Source organism: Aeromonas sp. S16(2024) (assembly GCF_041403065.1).
In the GTDB taxonomy this organism is placed as follows: domain Bacteria; phylum Pseudomonadota; class Gammaproteobacteria; order Enterobacterales; family Aeromonadaceae; genus Aeromonas.
The window spans coordinates 125492-144448 of the sequence record NZ_JBGLQX010000008.1 but is presented as its reverse complement, the minus strand read 5'-3'; the positions used below and the strand labels follow the sequence as shown (position 1 = coordinate 144448).

The following is an 18957-nucleotide window of genomic DNA, read 5'->3' as shown; positions in this document are numbered from 1 at the left end:
ATGTCCCCGGACAGGAAAACCTCGAATCCGCGAGGGTAAAAAGGCTATACTCTGCGCCCGTTGGCTAATTTTAAGACGATTGGTAGTTCTTCCATGCTGAAATGGCTCGTTCGCCTGTTTATTGTCATGATGCTGGGTGCAGTGCTGGGTGTTGCCAGCCTCATCGGCATCTACTTCTACATCAAGCCCCAGTTGCCGGATGTGAGCGCCCTGCGCGATGTCAAACTGGCCACCCCGATGAAGGTGTACAGCCGGGATGGTGAGTTGATCTCCCAGTTCGGCGAGATTCGTCGCATCCCCCTGCGGCTGGATGAAATTCCCCAGCCCATGATAGATGCCGTGCTCGCCACCGAAGATGCCCGCTTCTATGAGCACCCGGGCATAGACCCCATCGGCATCATCCGGGCCGCCACCGTCTGGGCCGTCTCCGGCCAGGCCCGCCAGGGCGCCAGTACCATCACCCAGCAGGTTGCGCGCAACTTCTTCCTGAGCAACGAGAAGACCCTGGTGCGCAAGATAAAGGAAGTCTTCCTGGCCTGGCGCATCGAGCAGAATCTCTCCAAGGACGAGATCCTCACCCTCTATCTCAACAAGATCCCCCTCGGCTATCGGGCATTCGGGGTCGGCGCCGCCGCCCAGGTCTACTTCGGCAAAGAGGTCAAGGATCTGACTCTGGACGAGATCGCCATCATCGCCGGGTTGCCAAAAGCCCCCTCCATGCTGAACCCCATACGTTCGCCGGAGCGTGCCTTTGCACGCCGCAACGTGGTGCTGGGCCGCATGCTGGAGACCGGCAAGATCACCCAGGCACAGTTTGACGAGGCCTCCAGGATGCCGATCAAGGCCCGTTATCACGGTGCCGAGACGACTCTCAACGCCCCTTACCTGAGCGAGATGGTGCGCCAGAAGATGGTGGAGCAGTTTGGTGAAGATGCCTACACCATGGGGCTGCACGTCTACACCACTGTCACCGCCAAGCGCCAGCGTGCCGCCCACCAGGCGCTGCTGGACGGCGTCTTCGACTATGACACCCGCCACGGCTATCGCGGTCCGACCGCCCTGCTGTGGAAGGCCGGGGAAGCGGCCTGGGACTACGACCAGATCATGGCCCACCTGGCCAAGCAACCGACCTATCAGCCGCTGATGGCCGCCGTGGTCACCCAGGTCGGTGACAAGAGCGCTACTCTGGTGCTGAAGAATGGCAAGCAGGCCGAACTCGGCTGGAACGGCATCAAGTGGGCCCGAACCTTCATCACCGACGATCGCCAGACCTATCCACCCAAATCGGCACGGGACGTGCTCAAAGTCGGCGCCCAGATCTGGGTGCGGGAGAAAGGGGAAGAGCTGCTGCTCTCCCAGATCCCCGACGTCAACGCCGCCCTGGTCGCCATGAACCCGCAAGACGGTGCCATCGAGGCCCTGGTCGGCGGTTTCAGCTTCGAGATCTCCAAGTTCAACCGGGTCGATCAGGCTCGCCGCCAGGTCGGCTCCAACATCAAGCCCTTCCTCTATGCCACCGCGCTGGAGCAGGGCTATACCCTGGCGTCCCTCATCAACGACGCCCCGATCAACCAGTGGGATCCCGCCAAGGGCCCCATGTGGCAGCCCAAGAACTCGCCGGCCATCTATGAGGGCCCGACCACACTGCGCCTTGGCCTCGCCAAGTCCAAGAACGTGATGTCGGTCCGGCTGATGCGCGCCATCGGGCTGGATACCTATATCGAGGGACTGACCCGCTTCGGCTTCGCCCGCGAGCACATCTCCGCCAACGAATCCCTGGCCCTGGGGGCCGCCGAATTCACCCCGCTGGAAGTGGTGCGCGGCTACTCGGTACTGGCCAATGGCGGCTTCCAGGTGACGCCTTACTTCATCACCGAAGTGACCGACAGCTTTGGCACTCCCCTGTATCAGGCCAATCCGGCCGCCGCCTGCCGTGACTGCGGTGTGCTGGCTGCCGCCGGGCTCGACAGCGCCGATGCCTACGCCAATACAGTCCCAGACTGGAAGGCCCAGTGTCCGATTGACCCTGTCGTGCCCAACAACATGGCGCCCCAGACCATCAGTGCCCAGAGCGCCTTCCTGATCACCGACACCCTGACCACCGCCATCTGGGGTGGCAATGGCTGGCGTGGTACCGGCTGGCGCGCGGCCCGTGACCTCAAGCGTCACGACATCTCGGGCAAGACGGGGACCACCAACGAATCGAGGGATGCCTGGTTCTCCGGTTACACCCCGAATCTGGTGGCCACCTCCTGGATAGGTTTTGACAACCACCAGCGCGGTCTCGGCCGGGCCGAATTCGGTGGCGGCGCCGCCCAGCCCATCTGGATCGACTTCATGAAGACGGCCCTGCAGCAAGTGCCCGAGCGCAAGATGCCGGTTCCCGAAGGGATCATGCAGGTACGCATCGATCGGGAGACGGGTCTGCTGACCAACCGTGCCGATGGCGCCAGCATGGAGGAGTTCTTCAAGGAGGGGACTGAACCGACCCGCTATGCGAGCCAGCTCTCCGATGGCAATGAGGTCTACGGCGGCGATGGCTCCAGCAGCGATGGCCCCGTCTCCACCGATGACATCTTCTAAGCAACAGACGAACAAACAAAACCGGCGCCAAGGCGCCGGTTTTGTTATCTGCTCTCAGCCGAGCAGTCCCTTCATCAGGGCCGAGATGCGGGAGGCCAGTTCATTAAAGCAGGGGCGACGCACCGAGTAGTGGCGATAGAGCAGGGAGATGGTACGCCCCGGCACCGGGTCTATCACCGGACGATAGCTGACGCCCCTCTCCTCGGCGTTGGCGGGCACCGCCAGCCTGGGCACCAGCGTCATGCCGCTGCCGGCCGCCACCATGTTGCGCAGGGTCTCGAGACTGGTGCCCTTGAAGCGCTGATCCTCGCCGATGCCGGCGGCAAAGCAGAAGCCCATCGCCTGATCCCGCAGGCAGTGACCGTCGGCCAGCATCAGCAACTTCTTGCCCTTGAGATTGCCAAGCGGCACCGCCCTGGCACTGGCTTCAGGATGATGCTGGGGCACCGCCAGCCACATGGGCTCTTGATAGAGAGGGATGGAACCAAAGCCGTCCATGCCCTCCAGCTCGGCGAGCACCAGACAATCCAGCTCCCCCTCCTCCAGCCGCTTGAGCAGCACCTGGGTCTGTTCTTCGTAGAGATAGAACTCCAGCTTGGGGAAGTGTTCCCGCAGATCCTGAATGATGTGGGGCAAGAGATAGGGACCCACTGTGGGAATGAAGCCGATGTGGATCTCGCCGGACATGGGCTCGGCGAAGTGCTGGCCTATGCTCTTGAGCTCGCGCACCTCTTTGAGCACCTTGCGGGCCTGCCGGGCCATGGCATCGCCGGCCGGGGTAAACAACACCTTGCGGGAGGTGCGCTCGATCAGGATCACCCCCAGCTCATCTTCCAGCTTGCGCAGCTGGCCGCTCAGGGTCGGCTGGCTGACGAAGCAGCGCTCCGCCGCCTTGCGAAAATGTTTCTCCTCTTCCAGCGCTACCAGGTACTCGAGATCGCGAAGGTTCATAGGTACTGCATCCTGCCAATCAAAGAGGCCGTTAGCATGCCCAAGAACGGTGCGGGGGACAAGGGAAGCCCGAAACGGGGAGTGCTCTCCCCTGCCCCGCTCACCCGACATGCCCATTGCCGTGACCTGAGGGCCGGTGCGGCAACCCGGGCATGGCCCGGATCAGGCCGCCATCAGGGCGGCGAGATGGCTCGCGAAGGCTTGCGGCTCCCCCAAGAATGAGGAGACGGGCAGCGGGATGAGGCTTCCCCCACGCATCAGCCCGAGGGTCGGGAACCCCTGCCCGCCGAGCCGACGCAGCCAGCCCTGGCTTTGGGCCAGATGCCCGGCGAGATCCACCTGACCAAAGGCCAGGGCGAACGCCTCCGGCGCTATGCCCTGCTCCTGCGCCAGCCGCGCAAGATGGGCCTGATCGCCTACCCACTGACCGTCAAGGTAATGGGACTGCTGAATGCGATGCAGCAGGCTCAAACCATCTCCACCCAGTTCGGTGACCGCCAAGATGGCCCGGATGGGAGGCTCGGAGTCGAGCAAGAGACCGTCCCTGAGCAAGAGCTCGTTGAAGTAGCGCCCACCGAAAGGCTGGCCGGTCAGGGCCTGGATCCGCTCGTCATGGGGGCGGACATGGTCCCGCAGGGCCTGGCCCATGGGCTGGCGGCGCAGGCCCAGCCAGAGGCCGCCCGCATGCAGCGCGATCTGCAAATCCGGGATCCCGGCCGCGGCCTCGAGCAGGGGGGCCGCGCCATAGCACCAGCCACAGAGGGGGTCATAGACATAATGGAGGGTGGTGTGTTGTTCGCTCATCGTCATTCTCGCCTCAATCTTGGATAAAAAACCGGGCAATGAATGCCCGGCAAAAAAAACACAGGGAAAAGGACTCAGGCCATTACCACTTCATCTCGCCCATGTTGACCTTGGCACCTATGGCCAGGCCATCGTCCACCGGCAGGGACGGGAACGCCTTCTTCAGGCCATCGATCAGCTGATCGCTGTTCTTGGCGGAGGCCAACGCCTGCTCGAAACGCTGGACGTAGTCACGGGTAAAGGTCACTGCGGCAGTGCCTTTGGGCGCGGTGCCCAGGAAGTGGCCCGGTACCACGCGCTCGGGTTTCAGAGCCAACAGGTTGTCCAGCGCCTTGACCCAGTTGCTGCGGGCCGCCTTGGTCTGGCTGTCCGCCATCCAGACGTGCACCCCGCTGTATACCGGCACGCCACCAAACGCCGTCTTGATGGAGGGAGCCCAGAGGTAGGCATTCGGGGTGTTCATCTCCTTGATTTCAATCTTCTCGCCATCCAGGGTCAGGTGGGAGGCCGTCATCACCTGCGGCACGGTCAGACTCTTCGGTGCGCCCTCGCCCAGGATCGGGCTCCAGTAGCTCAGCTTGGCATCCTTGGTCTGGTTGATATGGTCAACCACATGCTGGTCGGCCAGCACGTTGACATCCGGGAACGCAGCCATGACGGGCTCCAGACCGAAGTAGAAGTCGGGGTCACCGGCACTGATATAGACAGTGGTCAGCTTCTTGCCGCTCTGCTTGATCATCTCGACCAGCGCCTGGCCATTTTGCACGTCGAACTGGGCATCGATCAGGATCGCCTCCTTGTCACCGGTCACCAGTGAGGAGGAGACCGGGAAGATCGCCTTCTCGCCAGGGTTGTAGACGGTCACGCTCAGGGGGGCGGCCAGTGCGGCGCCACTCAGCAGGGTGGTCACCAGAGTCAGGTTGCGGATCAGGGTGTTGTTCATCATCTATTCCTCATTAAGTATTCGGGGGTTCATTTGATGGACAGAGTGTATTGGATCGCCTAAGTTGCAAATACAGCGTAAAAAGCGCATCACTGTTGCATATATCGAACATATAGAGAGCCATACATGGATCGACTGACCGCATTGCGGGTCTTCGTCTGCGTGGTCGAACAGGGCAGCCTGAGCGGCGCCGGAGAGAAACTGGAGATGTCCCGCGCCATGGTCTCGCGCTATCTGGCCGAGCTGGAGCGCTGGATGGGGGCCAGACTGCTGCACCGCACCACCCGTCGGCTGAGCCTGACCGGACCGGGGGAAGAGGCACTGAAACGGGCCAGGGCCATGCTGGCGCTGGGGGAAGAGATGGAGCACCTGGCCATCCGCAGTGACGAGGCCCCCAAGGGGCAACTGCGCATCACCAGCAGCTACTCCCTCTCGGAAGCCCTGCTGGTCAAGGCGGCGGACGACTACCTGGCTCGCTACCCCGGTACGGCCATCGACATCCTGCTGCTGGACAGAACCGTCAACCTGGTGGAGGAGCGGATCGATCTTGCGGTGCGCATCACCAACGATCTGGATCCCAACCTGGTGGCGCGCCGCCTCGGCACCTGCCACTCCGTCGTCTGCGCCAGCCCCGCCTATCTGGCCCGCCATGCGCCTTTGCAGCAGGTGCAGGATCTGGCCCTGCACAACTGCCTCACCTACACCTACTTCGGCAAGAGCCTGTGGGAGTTCAATGGGCCGGATGGCCCCGAGTCAGTGCCGGTCAGCGGCAATCTGAGCGCCAACATCTCCAACCTGCTGCTGGCGGCAACCCTGGATGGGGCGGGGATCAGCCTGCAGCCACGCTACTCGGTGCAGGCCCACCTGGAGAGCGGCGCCCTGGTGCCCCTGCTGACCCAGTGGCAGCCCAAGCAGCTTGGCGTCTATGCCGTCTATGGCACCCGCAAGCAGATGTCCCCCCTGCTGCGCAGCTTCCTCGACTTCCTGATCGCGCGCATGGCGGACGATCCCCTGTGGCAGGCCAGCTGAAGGCCCATGAAAAAAGGGGCCTGTCGGCCCCTGTCATCCTGTGTCGGCTTATGCCTCGAAGCCAAACGCCTTGACCGGCGACTCGCCGTCGTCGGCAGCCTCCTCGTCCACATAGATGTCGCGATAGGCGGCGTAGATGGAGTAGTTGATGGCCGGCAACACCACCAGCAGACCCACCAGCATCAAAAGCGCGCCAAAGAAAATCAGCACTGCTCCCAGCAGCCCCCACCAGAGGAAGGGCCACATGTTGCACAGACAGCCCTTGAAGCTGAGCCTGGCCGCCTGCCAGGCCCCCACACCGTGGAAGAAGATGAGGGCGGGAGCGAAGGTGATGGCCATCAGCACGGGCACCAGCAAAGCCAGCCCCAGCAACAGGCAGAGCAGGAACCCCTGCGCCTGTTCGGGGGTCAGGGTCAGGGTCTCCGGATCCTGGGAGAGCAGGCCGGTCAGGCCCCACTGATGCAGCATGAAGGCGCAGATGAGCAGTATCCCCATGAACAGGGCGAGCACCATCAGCCCCCCCAGCATCAGCGGGGTCAGCCGGTGACGAAAACCGGCGAAGAAGTCGGCGAACTGCAGGGGGTGACCCTCATAGCCCCGGCGGGCCACCGCCACCCAGCCGGCGCCCCACACCATGTAGAGCAGTTGGGAGATGAAGCCCCCTGCCGGCAGCTGTTCCAGCAACATGCCCACCAGGAACCAGATCACTATCATGGCCACGCTGGCGCCCATGCCCCTGTTGAAGATGTCGAACCCGGTGCGGATCCAGATCCAGCCCTGCCCTATGGTGTGGCGTCTGGGTTCGCGGCGCAGGGCGCTGTCACTGTTCATCATTGACCTCGTCGAAAATAGGGGCAGAAAACCCTGTCATCAGGGCACGCTCACCGTGACCATGATGGTGCCCGTGTAAGTACCGGGGCGCACCACCTGACCCGGCAACCGGGTCGGATACAGCCTCACCTGATATTGGGTGTTGTGGCTGGCCGCCGAGTAGGGTACCGCGATGGCAGTATCAAATGGAATAGGGGTCAGCGTATCCTGCTCGACCATGCCCACCCCGACCCCGGCCAGGCTGGTGGTGACGAAGCGATTCTGGCTGCTGAGCGCCCCCCCGAAGCGGTATTGCAGCGGCACCACATAGTCACTCGGGATCTGGCTGCAAGTCACGCTCACATTGACGCTGCGCGGGGCATAGCCCCTGGGGATCTCTCCCTCGACGAAGGCACTCTGCGCCACGGCGCCGAGATCGATGGGAATGCTGGTGCCGGCCGGGAACTGGCAGGTCGGCGTCGAGGTGACGCTGATGTTCATCGCCAGGGTGCTGAAGGCATTGACCGGGCTGGTGTCAGGTGCACTGGCTCGGCGCACGAAGAGATGGGCGACGGTGCCGCTGAAGGTCTGGGTACCCGTGACCCCCTTGAGCAGTTTCAGGGTATAGCGGCCGCCGTTCACGTTGATCCCCCCCAGCAGGGAGACATTCAGCAGCCCGCCGACACAGACGCTCAGCAGCCCAGTGCTGGTGGTCGTGAAGGGAACTGCCTGGTATCCCCCCGCCGCATTGAACTCGATCTTGAGGCCGAAATAGGGGTTGAGCTTGATGAGGGTCCCCAGAGGATCGGAGACGGTGGGCAGGCTGGTGGTGCCCTGGTAATAGACGGTCATCAGCAGCCCCACCGAGATGCCGGTGCAATCACAGGTGGCCGTGCCCGTGGTCGAGAAGGAGGTGGAAGCATTGGTCCCCCCGGGCTGATAGAGACCGCTATCGGTGGTGATGGCGCCGGTCGCCACGAAGGGACTGGTGCACTGGCCATTGACAGCCCGTGCTTCGCCCGCCCATAAGCTCCCCAGCAACAGCAGCACCGCCGCCAGCAAGGAAGGCAGGCCAGAGTTTCCAACGCCGTCACTCATCCCGCTCTCCTCCATGCCTGCCCAGGACAAATTCCTGCTCATGATAATTACCATCGTCGTCTATCCAGCGCAGCCGCCCGCGGGCCCCCGCCGGCACGGCGCCCGCCATGGGAAGCGACAGGGAACCATAAGGCGGCAGCACCCCGCCCTCGCGCCAGGCGAGGTGCGGTGCGCGCAGCAGCACCTCGCTCAGGCTGATGTGAAAGGGGCCAGGATTGCTGACCCTAAGTCCGCCCCCCGCCAGCCCCTGCCAGCCAAGCCGGCTAACCGCCTCGGCCGGGGAGCCCGCCAGGCCGGACGGCCGGTAGAACAGCTTGATGCGGGTGCGATACGCCAGCTGCACGCTCCCCTGCGAGGCCTGCGCCTTGGGGGGTAGCCCGAGGACATTGAGCCAGAACAGGGACTCCCTGTCTTGGGGAAGCCGGCTCAGATCCGCGCCCAGGATGCGCAGCACCTGCCCCTTCTGCGACCCCAGCCGCATCATGGGCGGCACCACCAGAAAGGGGGTGGAGACATCGGCCGGTCCCTGCTGCTCATTGCCGCCATCGACCCAGGCCTGCAGCAGGCTGGGCTCGCTGCCGTCGTTGCGCACCATCAGGCTGGCCTCAGAGCCCCCCTCATAGATCACCCGGGTACGCATCAGGTTCAGGGCGGCCTCGCTGCTTGAACACCACAGCAGGGAGCCCAACGCCAGCCATGACAGCATGGTGTATCCTTCCAGGGCCCGGCGCCAGCCATGGCAATCAAGGGGGTCTCTCATGAACTTGCTCCCGAAGCGAGGCAGCGGGCGGCGACCTGCTGATAGGGCACGGCAGGATCCGGCCGAGGGACCCGATAATCGAGCCGGCACCGCTCATCCCCCTCCTTGCCCCACTGGACATGGAGGGTCCCCTGCTCGCCACGCACGAAGATGAGCCCCCCCTGACCGACCACGGCCACGGCGTCGCCGCGGCCATCGACCACCTCGGCCCCAAAGGGCGGCGCACTGCCATCCTGACGCACGGCCTTGAGCAGCAAGGGCTGGCCGACATGGGTCTCATATGCCAGCTTGACGATGGCCCCCCGACGCGGGGCGACCATCTGGGCGCTGCCATCTATCTCCACATCCAGCGGCAAGCCGCCGGGATCCAGGCCTATGATGTTGGTGCGATAGGGGTTGAGCCCGGCCAGCACGGCATAGCCATCCCCATCCACCTCGCTGCCGATCCCGTGGCTGACCCTGGCCCCCTGGGCTCCCTTGGCTTCCACCAGCGCCATCGTCTCCCCTTGCGTCTGCCCCAGCACCCAGCCCTCCTCATGGACCAGCAGGGTTCCCTTGGCCGAGGCCACGTACTGGGCGTAGCCCTCCCCCTGGCTGGTACTCAACCCCAGCTGGGTAGCCGCCGTCTGATACTGCAGGTTGGCGCCATAGCTCAGGGCCGAGCTGCCACTCACCCGACTCTGATTGCCATAGACACCGTAATAGAAGCGCCCGTCCCGGGTCCCTCCGTTGAGATCCAGTCTGGCGCTGGCGCCCTGTCCCTCCTGATAGGAGAGGGTGCTGCCAAGACGCGGCGACCCCAGCTTGTCCCCGATGGGGATGCTGAGGCTCAGCACGTATTGATCCCCCACCCCCTCCTCCAGGGAGTGGCTGGCCGACAGGGTCAGGCTGCCCCAGTCAAACCCCCGGTTGTAGCCGAGCTGGAAGCTGCTGCTCTCCCCCTGGCCACCCCAGTAGTCGCGGCGAATGCCGTTGAAGTAGAGATCCCCCCACTCCCCCACCGGCTGGTTGATGTTGAGCTGGAAGCGATTGCGCTCCCGCTGCAACCTGTCCAGCGCCTGGACCTGTATCGCCGCCACGTCGTTGAGGTTGAGATAGCCTTCGCTGGAGAAGCGATAGGCGGCCAGGGTGAAGTAGGTCTGGGTCCTCTCCATCTGCTTGCTGTAGGTGAGGCGATAACTCTGACCGGCGAGGGAATCGGGCACGTTCGCTCTGGCGGGCAACGCCCGTGCCCAGGAGCCGGTCACATCCAGGGCCAGGGCGCCGTAGTCCGAGCCCATGGCCACGCCCCCCAGCAGGGCGCCGTAATCCTCAGCGGCTATGGTTCCGCCATACAGGGTCAGGGCATCCGAGAAGCCGCGCCTGTAGGTGCCTTGCAGAAAATCCGGACCATCGGGGCCCGCATCATTGCGATAGCGTCCCAGGGTCAGGCTGAAGCGGGAGGTGTCGTCTCGCAACATCTGCACCACGGAGGAGAACGGCAGGGTGAAGCTGCGCTCGCTGCCATCCGCCTCCGTGATGGTCACATCCAGATCACCGGCAAAGCTGGTGGCATAGAGATCGTCGATGGCAAAGGCGCCGGGGGCGACCTGGGTCTCATAGATGAGGGAACTGCCTTGCCGGATGCTGACCCTGGCATTGCTCTGGGCCACCCCGCGCACCACGGGGGCAAAACCCCGCTCGAAATCCGGCAGCATGGCGTCGTCGCTGGCGAGCTGCACGCCGGTGAAGGGCACGCTGTCGAAGCTGTCGCCCGGGGTGAAGTACTCCCCCAGGGTCAGCTGGGCTTTGCGGGAGGTGACATCCCGCTGCGCATAGCTGTTGAGGGGTTGATAGCCGCCCCCCTGGTTGCCCTGCCAGGAGCCGTTGTGGCGCAGGCGCCAGGCGCCGAGATTGATACCGGTGTTGAGGTTGACGCTGCTGCTCAATGGATCCCCTGTGCTCCCCTGCTCGCTGTAATAGAGGTTGGCGTTATAGCCGACGAAGGCCGCATTGATCCCCTGCACCCACTGCTCAGGCCCCACATAGTCCCGCCTGGCCTGACCGAGATAAGCCTGGGGCAGGCTGAGTGCCCCGCTCAGACTGGCCAGATCGAAGGTGAAGCTGGCGCCGGGCACCAGGGCTCCCACCTCGATGCAGTCGCTCCGGAGTTGCTGCTGCACCGCCCCCTGGTCGGGCAGCTTGTCGACCAAGAGCCCCCACTGGGTCAGCTGATCCGGATGAAAGCAGAACAGGGGCGTCCCGGGATCCTGCCCCGCTCTCACCTCCACCTGCTGGCTTATCCTCTCCTTGCCATTGAGGGTGATGTCGAGCTGGTAGCGCCCGGGGGGGATGAAGTCGGCACGGGAGAAGCGGGCCAGGTCGATGTTGACCCCCAGGCTGTCGAGCAGGCGGCTGTCAAACTCGATGTCAGCGGGTGGGCTGACCGCTTGTCCGGCCAGCTCCTCCCCCATGGCAAGGGCGCCCCAGAGCAACAGGGAGAGACCGCAAGCGGGGTGCCAGAGGGCAGTGGCATGAAGGCAGCAAGAGAGGGGCATTCTGGCTGTCACGGCAAACCTCCCCCTCAGCGCCGACCTGTGCACCGGGAGCGTCGACCCCTGGGGCCCGCTCCGGCATCTTCCAGGATCAATTGAAGACGAATTGGCCCACCTCGCGGGCACCATAGTCGTTGAGCCAATAGAAGGTCACGGCCTTGGCATGGACGACCCCGGACAGCGGCTCAAGGGGAAAATCGAAGCTGCCCCCCGGCGCCACCATGCCGCCACTTGAGTTGCTGTAGCGCTGCGACGACGCCGTCGCCTGCAGCTCCAGATTGCTGATGCTGACGTGATAGAGGCTGGGGTTGCTGGCACGCAGTGCATAACCGTCCCCCTGCCGGATCAGGCGCCAGCTCAACTGCTTGGCGGAGCGCTCGACATTGCCTGTCAGCCCGGATGGTCGGTAGAACATCTTGATCCGGGAGCGGAAGGCGAGCTGCACCAGGTTCTGCCCCGCCTGGGTCGACTTCATGCTCGGCGGCACCTCCAGCACGTTCAGCCAGAACACCGACTCGCGATCCTGGGGCAGCCCCTGCCCCACATAGGCCAGGCGCAGAGACTGGCCACGCTGGGCCTCGATGCGGGTGATGGGCGGTGTTACCAGAAAGGGGAGCGCCTCGGCGCCGGGCCGGATGCGGCGATCGCCCGCATCTATCCACACCTGTACCAGCGAGGGGGTGCTCCCCTTGTTGGTCAGCTCCAGAGTGACCTCACGGGCGTTGGCCGGGTAGATGACCCTGGTGCCCGAGATCTGGACATGACCCCAGGTCTGTAAGGGCAGGAGCAGCACACACCAGAGCATGGGGACCAGCCCCGCCCTGCGGGGCCGACGGATGCGAAGCGCCTTCATGACAGAGCGCTCAGTGGTAGTCCAGGGAGTAGATGAGATCCGCCGAGACCAGGCCGGCGCCGACGGCACCTGTGGCTATGTACTGGGCGCTGTAGTAGAGGGTTGCCCCCCCGGTGGCACTGAAGTTGACCAGCACGTTGTTGCCTGTGTTGGTCCTCAGATCGATGGGGGTGCTGTTGGCCGAGAGGATCTGCACCTCCACGTTCTGGGCCGGGTTCTTGCCGCCCGAGGCGACGGCCTTGTTGCTGAGGTTGCCCGTGGTCTGCTCCACCCCGATGTTTTCGAAGTAGGCCCGCACCGACCCCGTGGTCGGGCAGCTGGTGAGGGCGAGGTTGAAACCTGTCGCCCCCGCGGTCTGGCCTATGCTGCCGAGCGCATTGGTGCTGACGGTCGGCAGGGTCACGGTCGCCGACGCCGTGCCACCATTGACGGCGATGGCACAGGTCCCGGCGGTCACCTCGCCATTGATGGTAATGACCCCGTTGAAGGCGGCAACGGGTGCCGACATCCCCATACTGAGTCCGAGTATCAAGAGAGCCTTCGTCTTCATCACAACCTCCACCTGTCCCTGGATGCCGCTGGCGACTGCTTTTCTCCTGCCAGTGCCTTGCTGCCTGCCGCCATAGGTGCCATTCAAAGACACCTTTAGTGATGCATTAGTAAATAGCACAAGATTCTCAATCCCGCCGCCACCGCACGACTCCCTTTCCGGTGCCATGGCCCGAGGTGACGGACAGCCGGGCGAGAATGTGGCATCATTTTCCCCCTTTTATCTCACCGCCTTGTTCGATGGAGCCACCATGCGCCGCCTGTTCTTCCTCCTTCTGCTGCTCGGCAGCGCCTCCCTTCATGCTGAACCCGGCTTCATCAGCCACCTGCTCAACCACCCGGTGCCGGGGGGCGTGGCCGTGGTGCCACTGGGGGATGGGCCCAAGGCGCCCGCCGCGCGCTATCAGGACAAGCCGGTCCTGGTGGTGCGGGAAGAGGGGCGGCACTGGATTGCCATCGTCGGCATTCCGCTCAAGAGTCAGGCGGGCCCCCATCAGCTGCAGGTGAGCGATGGCCGCACCCTGAGCTTCACCGTCGGCAACAAGCACTATAGGGAGCAGCACATCAAGCTCAAAAACACCCGCCAGGTCAATCCGCTGGCCGAGGACATGGCGCGCATCAACCGTGAACTGGCCGAGCAGAACAAGGCCTACCAGACCTTCAGCCCTACTCAGCCCAGCAACCTGCTGTTCGACAAGCCGGTCAGCGGCCCCCTCTCCAGCCCGTTCGGGCTGCGCCGCTTCTTCAACGGCGAGGAGCGCAACCCCCACTCCGGCCTCGACTTCGCGGTCGGCGCCGGCACCCCCATCAAGGCACCGGCCGCTGGCAAGGTGATCCTCATCGGCAACTACTTCTTCAACGGCAATACGGTGTTCGTCGACCATGGCCAGGGGCTCATCAGCATGTTCTGCCACATGTCCAAGATCGACGTGAAGCTGGGCCAGAGCCTGCCCCGCGGCGGCATCGTCGGCCGGGTCGGTGCCACCGGCCGCGCCACAGGTCCCCACATGCACTGGAACGTCAGCCTCAACGATGCACGCGTCGACCCCGCCATCTTTATCGGCGCCTTCAAGCCCTGATCCGGGCAGCACGAAACGACAAAGGCAGCCTCGGCTGCCTTTGTCGTTCATGGGGAAGGGGCGTTAATCACGGGGCTGCGGCATGCTGCCCGGCCTCCTTGCCCATGGCCCGCCACATCACCAGCACCAGCAGGGTGCTGCAGGTGGGCAGCGCCAGCCAGACCCCGGCCACTCCCCACAGGGAGGAGAAGCCCCACAGGAAGCCGCCAATCAGCACCAGCTTGCCCCCGGTGAGCAGGGAGGCGATGCGGGCCCGGTTGATGGCCTGGAAGTAGGTCGCCCCCACCAGCAGCAAGCCTTCCATGGGCAGGCCCCAGAAGTAGAGCCAGATGCCAAGGCTGGCCACCGGCAGCAAGGCCGCGTTGTCGCCGGCAAAGAGATAGACCACCCCTTCAGGCCAGAGGTAGAGCGGTATCATGCCGCACAGCGCCACCACCAGGGTCACCCCCAGCGCCAGGTTGCGCACCCGCAGCACCCGCTGCCAGTTGCCCGCCCCGGCGTTGAAGCTGGCGATGGGCTGGATGCCCATGGCGATCCCCTCGAAGATGAGATAGAAGAAGGCCTCGCTATAGCTGATGACGCCGTAGGCGGCCACGTGCAGGGAGCTGCCGACCGACAGCAGCGCCTTGTTGTGCAGCGCCAGCACCACAGACAGATAGAGGTACATCAGGAAACTCGACACCCCGAGTCGCAGCGTCTCCCCCATCAGGCGCCAGTCCGGCACCAGGGTATCCAGGCGAATGCGCAGCTGACTGCGCGGGGTGAAGAAGTGCCACAGGCACAGGCCCCCGGTCACCGCCTGGGAGAGCATGGTGGCGATGGCCGCCCCCGCCAGCCCTAAGGGGATCACCGCCATCAGCAGGTAGTCGAGCAGCACGTTGAGCACGCCGCCCCCCACCAAAATCCAGGTGGTGAGGCCGGGCCGCCCGTCGTTGCGCAGCAGGGCGGTGAACGCCATGGAGAGCACGGCAAAGACCCCGAGCCAGGCGTACCACTGCAGGTAGGCGAACCCGGCGTCGAAGATGACCCCCTCGGCCCCCATCCAGGCCAGCATGGCATCCCCATAATTGATGCCAATAAAGGCGAGCAGCGCGGAGGCGATAAGCACCATCACCAGGGCATTGCCGACGATATGGCGCGCCTTTGCCTGCTCCCCCTTGCCCAGATAGAACGAGGCGAGCGACGAGGATCCCATGCCGATCAGCGCCCCCACCGCATAGAGCACGGCGCAGATGGGGTAGGCCAGCATCATGCCCGCCAGGCCGTCCTGACCCAGGATATGGCCGACGAAGATGCCGTCTATGGTGACATAGATGCCGGTGACCAGCATGGCGGCCACCGTCGGGGTGACGTAACGCAGGAAGAGGCGAGAGAGGGGGGCCGTGCCCAGATCGACAGTGGACATAAATTGCTCAAGGGAGGGGAACGGCCAGAATAATAGCCAAACAAGACCCGGATCACCCGTTATTTATGTTGCGAATCATTAATATGGAAGGCTTTACCCACCCCGGCCCCTGCTTTAGGCTAAGGCGACTTCTCATGAACGGAAACGTGCGCCATGTTGCAACGCCTGCTCTGCCTGATGCTCTGTCTCAGCCTGCTCCCCTTCTCCGCTGCCCAGGCCGATGATGCCGTCACCCAGGTGGAAGAGTTGCTGCAAAGCGTCCCCAAGACCGACAGCCCCGAGAACCAGCAACTGAGAGAGAGCTATCAGCAGGCGCTGCAGTATGCCCGGGATGCCCAGCGCTACCGGGAGCAGGGCAAGGCCTATCAGCAGATCCTCATCGACTATCCCAAGGAGTCGGCCCGCCTCAAGGAGAGCCTGCACAACTATCAGCCCCAGTCCCGCCCGCCCCTCTCCTCCCTGAAAGAAGAGGCGCTGCGCCAGGCCATCAGCCTGAGCAGCAACCGCCAGATCAACCTGCGCAAGGAGCGTCAGGCGGTGACCGACAGCCTCAACCAGCTGGAGAGCACGGGCCAGGAGTACCATGTGCGGGTCGATGAGCTGCGCAAGCAGTTGTTGCAGACCCGCTCCCAGCTCGATCGCTTGAGCTTCAGCAACGAGTCGGACAGGCTGCAGGAGGCCCAGCAACTGGCCACCCGCCTCAAGGAGCAGAGCCTCTCCGACCGGATCCAGATGCTGGAGCTGGAGCAGCTCTCCGCCCAGCAGCGCAACGATCTCGGCAAGCTCAGGCTGCAGGAGCTCAACCTCGCCATCACCGACGAGGACGAGTGGCAGAACAGCCTGCTCGCCCAGCAAAACCAGCTTAGGCGAGAAAAGACGGAGCAGGCGCTGGCGGAAAGCGAGCGGCTGCGCCGGCAGCTCACCTCGGATCTGCCCCTGCTGCAGGAGCAGCAACAGCAGAACCAGGCGCTCTCCCTGCAACTCGGCGCCCTGGAAGATCAGATAGAGCGGGTACAGGACGAGCAGCGCGGCATCGACACCTCCCTGTCAGGGCTGAACGATCTGGTCAACTCGGTGCGCGAGCAACTGGAGTGGCTGCAGATAAGCAACGCCTACGGCGAAAACCTGCGCAGCAAGCTGGCGGATCTGCCGGCCTACTTCCCGCTGGAGAAGCTGGAGTCCGACATCGTCAAGGCGCGCATGGCGAAGTACCAGTACGAGACCGAGCAGGATGCCTTGAAGGATCCCGTGCAGATCCGCAACCACCTGCTGAGCGGGGATGAGATCACCCTGGACAGGGCCCAGCGCGCCGTGCTCGACAACCTGCTCAAGGCCAGACGGCAACTGCTGACCCGGCTCAACGACGCCTCCGACACCCTGATTCAGGAGCAGACCCGGCTCAAGCTGCTCTACAGCCGCCAGAACAGCAAGATCGACGAGATCCGCGAGATCAGCGCCAGCCACCTGTTCTGGATGCCGGATGTGCGCCCGCTCACCCCGGCCGTCCTGCTCGGCGTGCCCACCGCCCTGAGCCTGCTGCTCGATCCCGTCAACTGGCTGCAACTGCCCAGGGCCATAGTGGAGAACAACCCCATGACCCTGACCCTGGCGGGGCTCGGTCTGCTGGTGCTGGCCTGGTGCTGGGCCAAGCTGGGGCGCCACCTGGTGCAGTACAGCCACTACATAGCCCCGCGCATCGGCAAGGTGACCCAGGACAAGTTCAGCCTCACCAGCCGGCTGCTGGTGCGCTCCCTGCTGGCGGCCCTGCCGCTACCCGCCATGGTGCTGATGATGCGCGGCCTGCTGGACGGCGCCTGGCAATATCCCTTCGCGGTGGCGGTGGCCCGCGGCCTTGGCGAGATCTGGTTTTTGCTGCTGGCGCTGCTGGTAGCCCGCCATCTGACCCTGGAGAAGGGGATCCTCATCCTCCATTTCCGCTGGCCGAAAGAGCCGGTGCAGCGGGTCTGGGGCCAGTTCCGCACCCTGCTGCTGGTGCTGATCCCGAGCTTCTTCGTGCAGGGCATGGCCAACAGCTATCAGGAGCACGCCTTCTACGACTCCCTCGGCCGCCTCGCCTTCGTCGTCGGCGCCCTCTGGCTGCTGCTGTTCTTTGCCCGCCTCAACCGGGAGAGGCTGCCCCTCACCTGGGGCCAGGCCGACATGACCAAGCCCCACCTGCTGCACCATTTCATCTGGAACAGCCTGATGCTGGCCCCTCTGCTGGCGGTGCTGGGTACCCTGTTCGGCTACTTCTATACCTCCCGCATCCTGCTGCGCCAGCTGGAGCTGAGCCTGCTGGCGGGGCTCGGCTGCCTGCTGGTCTACTATCTGGCCCATCGCTGGATGCTGATCCAGCGCCGCCGCCTCGCCTTCGATCGCGCCAAGAGCAAGCGGGCCGAGATCCTGGCCCAGCGGGAACGAGAGGACGACGACTTGAGCTCCGAGATCCCGGACGTGGTGGAGGAGCCCGAGCTGGATCTGGACACCATCAGCGCCCAGTCCCTCGGCCTGGTGCGCACCCTGCTGATGCTGGGCTTCACCATGCTGGTGGTGGTGCAATGGTCGGATCTCAACTCGGCGTTCAGCTTCCTCAGCAGCATCGAGGTGTGGCAGGTGAGCAGCAAGGTGGCCGGCATAGAGCAGCTCTCCGCCATCACCCTGCAGGATCTGATGCTGACCGCCTTCGCCTTCATCCTGACGGTGGTCACCGCCCGCAACCTGCCGGGGCTGATGGAGCTCACCCTGCTCCAGCACCTGAGCCTCTCCCCCGGCACCGGCTTCGCCCTGACCACGGTCAGCAAGTATCTGGTGATCCTGATCGGCGCCCTCACCGGCTTCTCCATGCTCGGCATCGACTGGTCCAAGACCCAGTGGCTGGTGGCGGCGCTCTCGGTGGGCCTGGGTTTTGGTCTGCAGGAGATCTTCGCGAACTTCGTTTCCGGCCTCATCATCCTGTTCGAGAAGCCGATCCGGCTCGGTGACACCGTCACCATTCGCGATCTGACCGGTACCGTCACCAAGATCAAGACCCGCGCCACCACTATCGTGGACTGGGACAGGAAGGAGATCATCGTCCCCAACAAGGCCTTCATCACCGAGCAGTTCATCAACTGGTCCCTCTCCGACGCCATCACCCGAGTCAAGCTGCGCATCCGCATCGGCCTGACCCAGGAGCCCAAGCGGGTGCAGCAGCTGCTGGAGCAGTGCGTGCAGGAGTCCACCCTGGTGCTGGATACCCCCACCCCGGAGGTGTTCCTGATCGAGTTCACCGACTCGGCCCTCATCTACGAGATCCGGCTCTATGTCAACAACATGGATCACCGGATGCCGATCACCCATGAAGTCCACTCACTGGTCCTGGAAAAACTCAACCAGCTCGGCATGCCTCTGCCGCACCAGCAGATCGACATTCGGATGAGCCGGGGATGAGCCGAGGCTGACGACCCCCCTCCCGGCCTCCCCCCTGGCAGGGGGAGGAGTGTTTGGCTCCCTCCCCTTGTGAAGGGGAGGAGTGTTTGGCTCCCTCCCCTTCACAAGGGGAGGGCCGGGGTGGGGTTAT

At 64.2% G+C, this 18957-nt stretch carries 14 protein-coding genes; 4 read left to right on the top strand and 10 right to left on the bottom strand.

Annotated elements, in window-relative coordinates; genetic code table 11:
* Positions 1–93 precede the first annotated feature (93 nt).
* Positions 94–2583, top strand: a complete 2490-nt coding sequence (locus ACB030_RS08360) for a penicillin-binding protein 1A (protein WP_371158985.1) — start codon at positions 94–96, stop codon at positions 2581–2583.
* 54 nt (positions 2584–2637) lie between these two features.
* Here ACB030_RS08360 and oxyR read toward each other — a convergent pair whose 3' ends face one another.
* The 3 genes from oxyR to ACB030_RS08345 form a co-directional block, all read right to left on the bottom strand.
* Complete coding sequence (gene oxyR, locus ACB030_RS08355) at positions 2638–3534, bottom strand: DNA-binding transcriptional regulator OxyR (RefSeq protein ID WP_371158983.1); 897 nt, start codon at positions 3532–3534, stop codon at positions 2638–2640.
* Between the two features lie 162 nt (positions 3535–3696).
* Positions 3697–4344, bottom strand: coding sequence for a DsbA family protein (locus ACB030_RS08350; protein ID WP_371158981.1), 648 nt, complete (start codon positions 4342–4344; stop codon positions 3697–3699).
* 76 nt (positions 4345–4420) lie between these two features.
* A complete protein-coding gene (locus ACB030_RS08345; RefSeq protein WP_371159037.1) occupies positions 4421–5281 on the bottom strand; it encodes a Vmh family MBL fold metallo-hydrolase in 861 nt (286 codons plus the stop codon).
* 126 nt (positions 5282–5407) lie between these two features.
* On the opposite strand from ACB030_RS08345, the gene ACB030_RS08340 reads away from it, so the two are divergent.
* Entirely contained in the window at positions 5408–6310 is a 903-nt protein-coding gene (locus ACB030_RS08340; protein ID WP_371158979.1) for a LysR family transcriptional regulator, read from the top strand.
* A 48-nt stretch (positions 6311–6358) separates the two neighbouring features.
* Here ACB030_RS08340 and ACB030_RS08335 read toward each other — a convergent pair whose 3' ends face one another.
* The 6 genes from ACB030_RS08335 to ACB030_RS08310 all read right to left on the bottom strand — a co-directional run bounded on the left by ACB030_RS08335 (position 6359) and on the right by ACB030_RS08310 (position 12915).
* On the bottom strand, positions 6359–7141 hold the full coding sequence (locus ACB030_RS08335) for a BPSS1780 family membrane protein (protein ID WP_205643180.1): 783 nt from the start codon (positions 7139–7141) through the stop codon (positions 6359–6361).
* Between the two features lie 39 nt (positions 7142–7180).
* Positions 7181–8218 (bottom strand): fimbrial protein, encoded by a 1038-nt coding sequence (locus tag ACB030_RS08330; protein ID WP_371158977.1) that lies wholly within the window; start codon positions 8216–8218, stop codon positions 7181–7183.
* Positions 8211–8978, bottom strand: coding sequence for a molecular chaperone (locus ACB030_RS08325; protein ID WP_371158975.1), 768 nt, complete (start codon positions 8976–8978; stop codon positions 8211–8213). Before ACB030_RS08325 ends, ACB030_RS08330 begins: the two co-directional genes overlap by 8 nt.
* Positions 8975–11527 (bottom strand): fimbria/pilus outer membrane usher protein, encoded by a 2553-nt coding sequence (locus tag ACB030_RS08320; RefSeq protein WP_371158973.1) that lies wholly within the window; start codon positions 11525–11527, stop codon positions 8975–8977. The genes ACB030_RS08325 and ACB030_RS08320 overlap by 4 nt, the downstream gene beginning before the upstream one ends.
* Positions 11528–11603: 76 nt before the next feature.
* On the bottom strand, positions 11604–12365 hold the full coding sequence (locus tag ACB030_RS08315) for a fimbria/pilus periplasmic chaperone (protein ID WP_371158971.1): 762 nt from the start codon (positions 12363–12365) through the stop codon (positions 11604–11606).
* 10 nt (positions 12366–12375) lie between these two features.
* Positions 12376–12915 carry a fimbrial protein gene (locus ACB030_RS08310; RefSeq protein ID WP_371158969.1) on the bottom strand — a complete coding sequence of 180 codons (540 nt, stop codon included), beginning with the start codon at positions 12913–12915 and terminating at the stop codon, positions 12376–12378.
* Between the two features lie 250 nt (positions 12916–13165).
* On the opposite strand from ACB030_RS08310, the gene ACB030_RS08305 reads away from it, so the two are divergent.
* Complete coding sequence (locus ACB030_RS08305) at positions 13166–13993, top strand: peptidoglycan DD-metalloendopeptidase family protein (RefSeq protein WP_371158967.1); 828 nt, start codon at positions 13166–13168, stop codon at positions 13991–13993.
* A gap of 67 nt (positions 13994–14060) precedes the next feature.
* Here the strand turns inward: ACB030_RS08305 and ACB030_RS08300 are convergent, their stop codons facing one another.
* The gene (locus ACB030_RS08300) at positions 14061–15398 is read right to left on the bottom strand and encodes an MATE family efflux transporter (protein ID WP_371158965.1); all 1338 of its coding nucleotides are present in this window, start codon (positions 15396–15398) and stop codon (positions 14061–14063) included.
* Between the two features lie 153 nt (positions 15399–15551).
* Between ACB030_RS08300 and mscM the strand changes: the two genes are divergently transcribed.
* Positions 15552–18827 (top strand): miniconductance mechanosensitive channel MscM, encoded by a 3276-nt coding sequence (mscM, locus tag ACB030_RS08295; protein ID WP_371158963.1) that lies wholly within the window; start codon positions 15552–15554, stop codon positions 18825–18827.
* Positions 18828–18957: the final 130 nt, after the last annotated feature.

Excerpts from the sequence above, each read along its gene's own strand:
- ACB030_RS08350 (WP_371158981.1), bottom strand. The coding sequence starts at position 4,344 with ATGACGATGAGCGAACAACACACCACCCTCCATTATGTCTATGACCCC.
- mscM (WP_371158963.1), top strand. The coding sequence starts at position 15,552 with ATGTTGCAACGCCTGCTCTGCCTGATGCTCTGTCTCAGCCTGCTCCCC.
- ACB030_RS08305 (WP_371158967.1), top strand. The coding sequence starts at position 13,166 with ATGCGCCGCCTGTTCTTCCTCCTTCTGCTGCTCGGCAGCGCCTCCCTT.
- ACB030_RS08300 (WP_371158965.1), bottom strand. The coding sequence starts at position 15,398 with ATGTCCACTGTCGATCTGGGCACGGCCCCCCTCTCTCGCCTCTTCCTG.
- ACB030_RS08340 (WP_371158979.1), top strand. The coding sequence starts at position 5,408 with ATGGATCGACTGACCGCATTGCGGGTCTTCGTCTGCGTGGTCGAACAG.
- ACB030_RS08360 (WP_371158985.1), top strand. The coding sequence starts at position 94 with ATGCTGAAATGGCTCGTTCGCCTGTTTATTGTCATGATGCTGGGTGCA.
- ACB030_RS08315 (WP_371158971.1), bottom strand. The coding sequence starts at position 12,365 with ATGAAGGCGCTTCGCATCCGTCGGCCCCGCAGGGCGGGGCTGGTCCCC.
- ACB030_RS08345 (WP_371159037.1), bottom strand. The coding sequence starts at position 5,281 with ATGAACAACACCCTGATCCGCAACCTGACTCTGGTGACCACCCTGCTG.
- ACB030_RS08325 (WP_371158975.1), bottom strand. The coding sequence starts at position 8,978 with ATGAGAGACCCCCTTGATTGCCATGGCTGGCGCCGGGCCCTGGAAGGA.
- ACB030_RS08310 (WP_371158969.1), bottom strand. The coding sequence starts at position 12,915 with ATGAAGACGAAGGCTCTCTTGATACTCGGACTCAGTATGGGGATGTCG.
- oxyR (WP_371158983.1), bottom strand. The coding sequence starts at position 3,534 with ATGAACCTTCGCGATCTCGAGTACCTGGTAGCGCTGGAAGAGGAGAAA.
- ACB030_RS08330 (WP_371158977.1), bottom strand. The coding sequence starts at position 8,218 with ATGAGTGACGGCGTTGGAAACTCTGGCCTGCCTTCCTTGCTGGCGGCG.
- ACB030_RS08335 (WP_205643180.1), bottom strand. The coding sequence starts at position 7,141 with ATGAACAGTGACAGCGCCCTGCGCCGCGAACCCAGACGCCACACCATA.